The 10,446-nt window shown below is 65.5% G+C and carries 6 protein-coding genes and 1 riboswitch; of the genes, 5 read left to right on the top strand and 1 reads right to left on the bottom strand.

Features of this window, described 5'->3' with window-relative positions; all coding sequences use genetic code 11:
* Window positions 1-118 precede the first annotated feature (118 nt).
* The 5 genes from MRBLMU1_RS18865 (at window position 119) to MRBLMU1_RS18845 (ending at window position 7,905) form a co-directional block, all read left to right on the top strand.
* Window positions 119-2,725 (top strand): chemotaxis protein CheB, encoded by a 2,607-nt coding sequence (locus tag MRBLMU1_RS18865; RefSeq protein ID WP_363504091.1) that lies wholly within the window; start codon window positions 119-121, stop codon window positions 2,723-2,725.
* Window positions 2,722-4,461: a PAS domain S-box protein gene (locus MRBLMU1_RS18860; protein WP_363504089.1), complete on the top strand. Its 1,740-nt coding sequence runs from the start codon at window positions 2,722-2,724 to the stop codon at window positions 4,459-4,461. Before MRBLMU1_RS18865 ends, MRBLMU1_RS18860 begins: the two co-directional genes overlap by 4 nt.
* A gap of 83 nt (window positions 4,462-4,544) precedes the next feature.
* A complete protein-coding gene (locus tag MRBLMU1_RS18855) occupies window positions 4,545-6,683 on the top strand; it encodes a S46 family peptidase (RefSeq protein ID WP_363504087.1) in 2,139 nt (712 codons plus the stop codon).
* Window positions 6,683-7,360 (top strand): nicotinamide riboside transporter PnuC, encoded by a 678-nt coding sequence (pnuC, locus tag MRBLMU1_RS18850; RefSeq protein WP_363504085.1) that lies wholly within the window; start codon window positions 6,683-6,685, stop codon window positions 7,358-7,360. Before MRBLMU1_RS18855 ends, pnuC begins: the two co-directional genes overlap by 1 nt.
* The gene (locus MRBLMU1_RS18845) at window positions 7,357-7,905 is read left to right on the top strand and encodes an ATP-binding protein (protein ID WP_363504083.1); all 549 of its coding nucleotides are present in this window, start codon (window positions 7,357-7,359) and stop codon (window positions 7,903-7,905) included. Before pnuC ends, MRBLMU1_RS18845 begins: the two co-directional genes overlap by 4 nt.
* 47 nt (window positions 7,906-7,952) lie before the next feature.
* On the opposite strand, the gene MRBLMU1_RS18840 is transcribed toward MRBLMU1_RS18845, so the two are convergent.
* The gene (locus MRBLMU1_RS18840; protein ID WP_363504081.1) at window positions 7,953-10,103 is read right to left on the bottom strand and encodes a TonB-dependent siderophore receptor; all 2,151 of its coding nucleotides are present in this window, start codon (window positions 10,101-10,103) and stop codon (window positions 7,953-7,955) included.
* A gap of 56 nt (window positions 10,104-10,159) precedes the next feature.
* Window positions 10,160-10,258, bottom strand: a riboswitch (TPP riboswitch).
* Window positions 10,259-10,446: the final 188 nt, after the last annotated feature.

Genomic DNA, 10,446 nt, shown 5'->3' with positions numbered 1-10,446 from the left:
TGGGCGTGATCTTTGTATAATCATCTGGCAAGATGTAGACAAAAACCACATTCCCTGCTGCCCGCATTCCTTGTTGTGTAGCAGGCGGCGGGGGCCTACTGTTGGTTTTAAAGCCACGATGACGAAACGCCCGCTCTCCAACGCCATAGCCCCCCTGGTCGCCGCCGTCGATGGCGCGCCGGCGCGTTCGGACGCCGCGCTGTTGCCGGTGACGGTGGTGGGTATCGGCGCCTCGGCCGGCGGGCTCGATCCGATTTGCGAATTCCTCGTGGCGGTGCCGTCCTCCAGCGGCTTCGCCTATGTTGTCGTGCAGCATCTTGATCCGTTCCACAGGGGCATGCTGCCCGAATTGCTGCAGCGGGTGACGCCGATGAAGGTCGCCGAGGTGACCGACGGCATGGAGGTCGAAGCGGATCATGTCTACGTGATCCCGCCCGATCGCAACCTCGGTTTCGAGGACGGCCGGTTCGCGGTGCTGCCGCCGGCGGCGCAACGCGGCTTGCGTTTGCCGATCAATAGCTTTTTCCTCGCGCTGGCCCGGCATGGCCGGGAGCGCGCGGTCGGCGTCGTCCTTTCCGGCATGGGCATGGACGGAACCCAGGGGCTGGCGGCGATCCGCGAGAACGGCGGCCTGACCATGGCGCAGCAGCCCGGATCGGCGCGTTTCGATCCGATGCCGCTCAGCGCCATCGACGCCGAGGTGGTCGACATCGTCGCGCAGCCATCGGAAATGCCGGCGCACCTGGTGGCGTGGCGCGGCGGGCACGAAGGCGCCTTGCCGGCGCAGGCGTCGGCACAACGCGAGGCCCTGCCGCGGTTGTTCCAGCTGTTGCTCAAGCAGACCGGCGCCAATTTCTCCGACTATAAGCTGAGCACCGTCATGCGCCGCATCGAGCGGCGCATGAAGCTGCGCCAGTGCGCCTCGTTGAGCGCCTACGTCGACTACATGGCCGGGAATCCGGGCGAGGTGGATCTGCTGTTCAAGGAACTGCTGATCGGCGTGACCAACTTCTTCCGCGATCCCAAGGTGTGGGAATACCTGATGGCGAGCGCGCTGCCGCAGCTGCTGGCCGAGCATCCCGACGGCGCCGCCTTCAAGGCTTGGGTGCCGGCCTGCTCGACCGGCCAGGAGGCGTATTCGCTGGCGATCGCCTTCAACGAGGTGCTCGAGCAGTTGCGGCCATCGGCGCGCTACACGCTGCAGATCTTCGCCACCGACCTTGACGAAGACGCCATCGACCGCGCGCGCCAGGGCGTCTTCGGCGCCGCCATCGAGGCCGACGTCCCGGGCGAACTGCTGCAGCGCTACTTCATGCCGGCCGAGAAGGGCGGCTATCGCATCCGCAAGGACGTGCGCAACACCATCATCTTCGCGCGTCAGAACATTATTTCCGATCCGCCGTTCACCAAGCTCGATATCCTGTGCTGCCGCAACCTGCTGATTTATTTCACGGCCAAGCTGCAGGAACAACTGATCCCGCTGTTCCACTACGCGCTCAAGACCGGCGGCCTGCTGATGCTCGGCAGCGCCGACACGCCCGGCCACTTCATCGAACTGTTCGCGCCGATGACCGGCGCCGGCCGCATCTACCGGCGGCTGGACGCGTCCACCCACCGCGTGGCCAACTACTTCCCCACGCGCGTCAGCAGCGTGCCGATTCCTTTTGCCAGTGAGCCTATCAACCCATCCATGAACGGAAACCTCCAAACCCAGGTCGAGCAGCTGCTGCTTAAGAAGCACGCGCCGGCCGCCGTGCTGCTCAACGTCCATGGCGACATCCTGTACATCCATGGCCGCACCGGCGCCTACCTGGAGCCGGCCGCCGGCAAGGCCAACTGGAACATCCATGCGATGGCGCGCGACAGCCTGCGCCACGAACTGGCCGACCTGCTCAAACGCGCTCCGCAGAGCGACGGCATGATCGCCGTGCGCGGCCTGATACAGCGCGACGCGGCCGGCAAACCGTCGCACTCGCTGGACCTGACGGCCGAAGCGATGCCGGAATCGGGACCGCTGTCGGGCACCTTGATGGTGACCTTCGCCAGCTTGCCGCTGCCGCCGGAAAGGCGCCGCTCGCGCTCTTCCAACCCGCAGGTGCTGGAGCTCGAGCAGCAACTGGCGCAGGCGCGCCTGGAGATCCAGGCGGTGCGCGACGAAATGCAGGCCTCGCGCGAGGAACTCAAGTCGGCCAACGAGGAGCTGCAGTCGACCAACGAGGAGCTGCAATCGACCAACGAGGAGCTGACCACCTCCAAGGAGGAGATGCAGTCGCTGAACGAGGAACTGTACACCGTCAACGCCGAGCTGCAGTCGAAGGTGGACGATCTGTCGCTGGTCAACGGCGACATGAAAAATCTGCTCAATAGTACCGACGTGGCGACCATCTTCCTCGACAACAAGCTGCGCATCCGCCGCTTCACCGACCAGACCACCCGCATCTACAAGCTGATACCGGGCGACGTGCAGCGGCCGTTGGGCGACATCGTCAACGACCTGCTGTATCCGGAGCTGGAGGCCGACGCGCGGGAGGTGCTGCGCACGCTGGTGTTCTGCGAAAAACAGATCCCCACGCGCGGGGGCGGCTGGTACACGGTGCGCATCATGCCTTACCGGACCGTGGAGAACGTGATCGACGGGGTGGTGGTCACCTTCATCAACATCACCGAATCGAAATTGCTGGAGGCGCAACTGCGGTCCATGCAAAAAGGTCCGGGGCCGCAATGAACAAGCGCCAGCGCCCCGAACTCGATCCCGACCGGCTGCGCTATGTGGCCGAGCAGGCGGTCGCGGCGCTGGCAAAGACCGGCCGTCCGCCGCCGGCCGACGCCGACACCGAAACGCTCAAGCGCTGGCACGAACTGCAGGTGAGCCAGATCGAGCTCGATATGCAGAGCGTGGCGCTGGCCGAGGTGCAGACCGAGCGCGATCTGGCCGAGGCGGCGCGCGAGCATTACGCGGCGTTGTACGACCAGGCGCCGGCCGGCTATCTGTCGCTCGATCCGGACGGCCGCATCACGCGCGCCAACCACGCCGCCGCCGATTTGCTGGGCTGCCGCCGCGAGGAGCTGCCCGGCCGGTCGTTCGAGCAGTTCGTGGCGCCGCAATCGCAGGCCGGCCTGCGCCGGTTTCTGGCCGAGCTGCTGGTCAGCGGACAGCGCGGGGTGCTGGAGGTGCCGCTGTTCGCGGCGCTGCGCCAGGTGCGCATCGAGGCCAATCTCGATGTCGCCGCCCGCAAGTGCCGCATGATCCTGACCGACATCGGCAGCGCCGGCGTGCGCGAGGCCGCGCGGCGGCGCGCCTTGCAGGTGATCGACAGCATGGGCGAGGGCGTGATGGTGTGCGACGTCGAAAAACGCATCGTCTCCGTCAATCCCGCCTTCACCGCGCTGACCGGCTATCCGGTGGAGGAGGCGCTGGGCCGCGATCCGCGCTTCCTGGGCCGGCCCGGCGCCCATCCGCTGGGCTTCCACGCCGAGGCGATGCGCTGCCTGTGCAGCTATGGCCGGTGGCAGGGCGAGGTGTTCAACCGCCGGCGCGACGGCGTGCCCTACGTCGCGGCGATGTCGCTGACCGTGATCCGCGACGAGTCGGGCGCCATCACCCACTTCATCGGCGTGTTCTCCGACATCACGGCGCGCCAGCGCGCCGATGCCGACCTGCTGAAACTGTCGCGCGAGCTCGATGGACGGGTGGCGGCGCGCACCGCCGAGCTGACCGAGGCGAACCGCCTGCTGATGCTGGAGGTGGCCGAGCGCAAACGCGCCCAGGCCGCGCTGCAGGAATCGCGCGACCAGCTGCGCAAACTGGCCGAGCACCTGGAGACGGTCAAGGAGGACGAGCGCAAGCGCATCGCCCGCGACATCCACGACGAACTGGGACAGAACCTGCTGGCGCTGCGCATCGACATCTCCATGCTCAGCGCCCGCACCGGCGAGCGGCACGCGCGCCTGCACCAGCGCGTCAACGGGGTGCTGGAGAATATCGACACGACGATTCGCAACGTGCGCGGCATCATGAACGAACTGCGTCCGGCGGTGCTCGATCTGGGCCTGCCGGCGGCGATGGAATGGCAGGCCGCCGAATTCCGCAAGCGCAGCGGCATGACCTGCGCGCTCACCTTGCCCGACGAGGCGACGCTGGCGACGATCGCGTCGGACATGGCGATCGTGCTGTTCCGCGGCATGCAGGAAGCGTTGAGCAATGTGCGCCGCCACGCGCATGCCAGCCATGTCGACATCGTGCTGGCGGTGCGCGGCGCGCGCCTGGTCTTCAGCGTGGCCGACAACGGCATCGGCATCGCGCCGCACCAGCGGGACAAGAGCGAGTCCTTCGGCTTGATCGGCATGGCGCAGCGCGTGGCGGCGCTGGGCGGCAGCTTCGAGATCGGCCGGTACGTGCCGGGCGACGGCTGCACCCTGACCCTGGGCTTCGACCTGCGGGACGACCAAGGCGCCGATTAGCGGCTCGGGGATGCGCAAAAAGCATTTTCAGCCATCCGCATAAGGAATATACTGCCGCTGGAACTCAATCAGGGGCTTTTATCTTGTTAAAATATCTAGTGCTGCCGGCCGCTATCCTCGGCGCGGCGGCGGCTCACGCCGACGAAGGGCAGTGGCAGCCATACCAATTGCCACAGCTGAAATCCGAACTACAACGCATCGGCATCACCATCCCGGCCGAAAAGCTGGCCGACCTGTCCAAGCATCCGATGAGCGCCATTGTCGCGCTGCCCGGCTGTTCGGCGTCGTTCGTGTCCGACGCCGGCCTGGTGGTCACCAATCATCACTGCGCCTATGGCGCCATCCAGCGCAACGCGACGCCGGAACACAATTACATCGTCGACGGCTTCCTGGCCAAGACCCGCGCGCAGGAGCTGCCGGGCGGCCCCAATGCGCTGGTGTACGTGACCGACAAGGTGGAAAACGTCACCGCCCGCGTGCTCAAGGGCGTGACGCCGGCGATGAGCGGCAAGCAGCGCCACGACGCGGTGGAAAAAGCCGTCAAGGCGCTGATCGCCGAGTGCGAAGCCGACAAGAGCTACCGCTGCTCGGTACCGGCCTTCCATCGCGGGCTGGAATACTACCGCATCCGCCAGATGATGATACGCGACGTGCGCCTGGTGTACGCGCCGCCGGACATGATCGGCAACTATGGCGGCGACGTCGATAACTACGAATGGCCGCGCCACACCGGCGACTTCGCCTTCCTGCGCGCCTACGTGGGCAAGGACGGCCGTCCGGCCGACCCGTCGCCGGACAACGTGCCGTATCGGTCGAAGGACTTCCTGGTGCTGTCGGCCGAGGGACTGAAGAACGGCGACCCGGTGCTGCTGGCCGGTTATCCGGGCCGCACCAGCCGCTATAAGCTGCCGTCGGAAATCCGCGCCGCGCGCGACGTCGGCTATCCGGCACGCGTGGCCGAGATCCAGGCCGACCTCGACGTCATCGCCGCCGCCACCAAGGGCAGCCCGGCGGCGGAAGTGCGCTACGCCAGCGTCGCCAAGAGCTTGAACAACGTGATGAAGAAATCGCAGGGCCTGATGGACGGCTTCGCGCGCAAGGACATCGCCGCCGTCAAGGACGTGCAGGACGCGGAGTTCCGCGCCTGGTACGCCGCGCAGAAGGACGTGTCGAAAACGCTGCTGGCCGAACTGGACGCGGTGATCGCGGCCGATATCGCTTTGAGCGACGAGGAGTTCGGCTATAGCGTCGCCACCACCGGCGATCTGCTGAAAAGCGCCAATACGCTGTACCGCCTGGCGCTGGAAAGCGCGAAGCCGGATGCCGAACGCGAAACCGGATTCCAGCAGCGCGACGCCACCTTCATCAAGGCGCGCCTGAACCGTCTGGAGCAGTCGTACGTGGCGGAGGTGGATCAGGCGCGTTTCGTGGCGTCGCTGCGGCGCTACGCCAAGCTGCCGAAGTCCATGCACGTGGCGGGCCTCGACGCGTTGCTGCCGGCGCCCGATGCGGTGCCGGCGATGTATGCCAAGACGCGGCTGGGCGACACCGCCACGCGGCTGGCATGGGTCGGCAAGGACGCCGCCGCCGTCAAGGCGTCGGACGACGCCTTTATGCAACTGGCCGCGAAGCTGGACGACGCGGCGCAGTCGCTCAAGGAGCGCCGCAAGGAGCTGGACGGCAATCTGGAGCGCGTGATCCCGCGCTACATGGAGGCCGTCATCGCGTGGAAGAAATCGCTGGGCAAACCGGTGTACCCGGACGCGAACGGCACCTTGCGCGTGACCTACGGCACCGTGGCGCCGTATTCGCCGCGCGACGGCATCGTCAAGGGACCTTTCACCACCGTTGAAGGCATCGTTGAAAAGCACACCGGCAAAGATCCGTTCAACGCGCCGCAAAGGGAGCTCGACGCCATCAAGGCGAAGCGCTATGGACGGTTCAAGGACGCCATCCTCGGCACGGTGCCGGTCGACTTTTTGAGCAGCGCCGATACCACCGGCGGCAATTCCGGTTCGGCGGTGATGAACCGCAGGGGCGAGTTGATCGGCCTGAACTTCGATTCAACTTATGAGTCGATCACCAAGGATTGGTACTTCGATCCCGCCATCACCCGCGCTATCCATCTGGATATCCGGTATATGCTGTGGGTGATGAGCGAAGTCGATCACGCCGACAATGTGCTCAACGAGATGACCATCAAATATCCGGCGGAAAAATAATGCACGAATTATCGGTTCTGTTGGGGTACCTGAATTTGCCGCTGCGTCTGGCGGGATTCCCCACGACCCCGTTGGAACTGGTGTCGTTCATTCTGGCGGTGATCACGGTGTGGCTCAACATCCGCCAGAGCCATTGGGCCTGGCTGTTCGCCATCATCTCGTCGGCCACCTATGGCCTGGTGTTCTACGGCTCGCGGCTGTATGGCGACATGGGGCTGCAACTGGTGTTCATCACCGTCTCGTTCTATGGCTGGTACCAGTGGCTGCACGGGGATGATCGCCACGAACGGCTGGCGGTCACCGCGCTCGACGCGCGCGGCCGCTGGATCGCCGTGGCGGCGTGGCTGGCCGGCTTTGTGCTGCTGGCGTGGTTCCTCAAGGCCTATACCGATACCGACGTGCCGCGCTCCGATGGCTTCCTGACCGCCGGCAGCCTGGTCGGACAGCTGCTGCTGTCGCGTAAAAAGATCGAGAACTGGCATGTATGGATCGTTGTCGATGTGCTGTACGTCGGCCTCTATCTGCACAAGCACTTGATGCTGACGGCGATTTTGTACGCGGTCTTCGTCGGCATGGCGGTGGTCGGCCTGCGCACGTGGCAGCAGTCGGCCGGCATGGGGAGCGGCGGTGGCGGCGAAGGCGACGAAACCGGCGGCCGCAGGCTGGTACTGGAATGACATCGGCCGTCTTGCCGCTGCGCGTGGCGATACTGGGCACGGCTTCCTCCGGCAAGACCACGCTGGCGGCCGCGCTGGCGGAGCGCCATCGGACGGTGTGGGTGCCGGAGTATTTGCGGGAGTTCGTCGATGTGCAGGGGCGGGTGCCGGTGGCGGGGGACCAGTTTCACATCGCAAGCACCCAGCGTGAACGCGAGGACGCGGCGGCGCAGGCGGCGGGCGGGTATCTGTTCTGCGACACGGCGCCGTTGATGACGGCGGTCTACAGCCGTCATTATTTTGGCGGGATCGATGACCAGCTGGCGCGGCTGGCCGATGGGCACCAGGGCGACTATGCGCTGACCTTGGTGACCGCGCCGGATATCCCCTGGGTGGCCGATGGCTTGCAGCGCGAGTGCGAAGAGGTCAGCGTGATCATCAACCGTCTGCTGATGGAGGAGCTCGCGGCGCGCCGGATACCGTATGTGCTGGTGTCGGGCGACCCGGAGCAGCGGTTGGCGCAGGTGGAGTGTGTATTGCCCCCGGTTACACGTAGGGCGGATTAGGCGGAACGCCGTAATCCGCCATCTTCGAGCCGCCGCCGAATCACGCTTTACAGATCGAACTGCGCCGACACCCGGAACGTACGCGAGGCACCCGGCATCAAATATCCGCCCAGATCCTGCGTCACATCGCGCCAATAGAACTTGTCCAGCGCGTTGTTCACACTGGCGCGCAGCGTGGTCGAGACGCCGCCGATGCGCGTGGCATACGACGCCCCCAAATTCAGCACATGGTAGCTCGGCACGAACACCTGGTTCTCCGGATCGAATGCCTTCTTGCCCGAGTACTGCCAGTTCGCGTTCACGCTCAAGCCTTCCACTTGCGGCACCGCGTAATCCGCATACACCGACGATTTGAAAGCGGCGACGTTGGTCACGCGCTTGCCGTCCAAACTGGCCAGGCCCGTATCGCTTTGCCTGGTGTTCAGCGCGGTGGCCGAAACGCCCACCGCCAGCTCGCGCGTGGCTCGGCCGTTCAACGCCATCTCCAGGCCACGGTTCCGGGCCTCGCCATTGCGAACGAAGAAATTCCCTGCATCGGTATATTCCAGCCCCTTGCGGATCTCGAACAGCGCGACGGTGGCGCTCAGGTCCGGACGGATATCGGCCTTGATACCGACTTCCACCTGCTTGGACTTGGACGGCGTTAGCGCCTGGCCTTCGTTCCTGGTCCGCATGGGCGCAACGCCGCCAAGCTCCAGACCCTGCGCGTACGAAGTGTAGAGCGAGACGTTGGGACGCAGGCTGTAGACCAGCGCCACGTTCGGCAGCCAGAAACCGGCGTCGGTGTTCGTATCCGGCAGCAGCACGCCATCGTCGTTGTATCCAACGTATTGCACCCGCTTGACCTGCACGTAACGCGCGCCGGCGTGCAGCTTGAGCTGCGCGTTCAAACTGACGATGTCCTGCGCGAACAGCGAGCGCTCGTTGCCGTGGCGGCGCTCCGCCACCGGACCGCTGGTGCCGGGCGCGGGCGCGACGACGACCGGGCGGTAGATGTTGCTGACGCCCGAATAGTCGTACAGGTAGTCGCCCCATTTGTCGCTGTTCTTCTGGAACGATGCGCCGCCGGTGAATTCATGCGCCAGCGCGCCGGTGGCGAAGCGGCCCTGCAACAGCGCCTGCACCGTCAGCGGTGACTTCTTCTCGCCCAGGCTGATGTAGTTGTAGACGTCGTAGTCGCCGTTGCCGCAGTAGCCGGGATACAGGTTTTGCTCGCCGCAACCGTAAGGGAAGGCGGTGTAGTCGTCGCGCTTGAAGTGGTGCTGGTTGGCGCCGACCGTGGTGCTCCAGTCGGACGAGAACTTGTATTCGAAGCGCGCGCCGATGTTGCTGGTGGTGGTTTCCACCGGACGGCTCCACGGTTGATCGTTGAGCATCGTGTCGGCGTCGACCACCGGCAAGGTGGTGTTGTTCAGCAGCTGGAAGCCCGGTGCGGTGACCTGGGATTTACGCTGGTAGTCGGCGTCGATCTGCAGCAGCGCCTGCGGCGAGATGCGCCAGTCGAAGGCGGCGGAGACGAACTTGCGGTTGCCGTCCGCGCCCTTGATGTAGGAGCGCAGGCGCTCGCCGGCCACGTTGACCCGGTAGCCGAAACGGTTGTCCTCGAAACGGCCGCCGACATCGACGGCGCCGTACAATGTGCCGCGCTCGCGCGCCTCCAGCACGACGGTGCGCACCGGCGTGTCGGTCGGGCGTTTGGTGACGTAGTTGACGATGCCGCCCGGCGCGGAGACGCCGGCCTGCAGGCCGGACAGGCCCTTGAGCACTTCCAGGCGTTCCTTGTTTTCCAGCGGGATCTGGGTGTCGCCGGGGATCGCCATGCCATCCTTGCGGTAGCTGGAGGCGTTGTCCAGCTTGAAGCCGCGGATCGAGAACTGCTCGGCGTAGCCGACGGCGTTGTACGAGTCGCTCAGGCTGGCGTCGAATTTGGCGGCGTCGGTGGTCGAGCGGATTTGCAGGTCCAGCATCTGCTGCGACGTCAGCACGCTGACCGAGGCCGGCGTTTCCAGCAGCGGGGCGTTGCCGAAGCCGGCGACCGAGGCGGTGTTGGCGCGCAGCTTGGTGGCGCTGACGATGACTTCCGGCATGGACTGCTCGGCGGCGGCCTCGACGGCCGAGTCGGCGGCGACGGCGGCGCCGGAAAATGCGTGGAACACCGCCAGGGCGATGACCGAAACTGCGAAATGTGGTGTGGACATGTCTGCTCTCTACTTGTTCTCGGCTGGAAGCCGCGAGGAGAGCCATCAAAGGAGGGGAGAACTACTTTGCGCTTTCCTTCGCTGGCATTATCCAGATCAGGTACGAAGGGTATCTCTCACCCGGAACAAAATGCCCAGGACCCCTAGCGAGCCGGCAGTGTATCACACCCGGCGCGGCGGCCGGCGCGCGCGAGATGGCGTGCGACGCGTTTTGCGCCGCGCCGATACACTTCGGGTTTGCGCCGCACGGCGCCAATGAAGCAGTCACAGCATGTGTGGAGGCGGCCGTATGTCCTGTTCGTCAGTGCATTTCGGCGCCACTTTGCTGGTTCGTGCTAGCGAA

The sequence above is a fragment of the Burkholderia sp. LMU1-1-1.1 genome (genome assembly GCF_040675865.1).
GTDB lineage: Bacteria > Pseudomonadota > Gammaproteobacteria > Burkholderiales > Burkholderiaceae_D > Rugamonas.
This window is presented reverse-complemented; position numbering and strand designations above follow the sequence as displayed.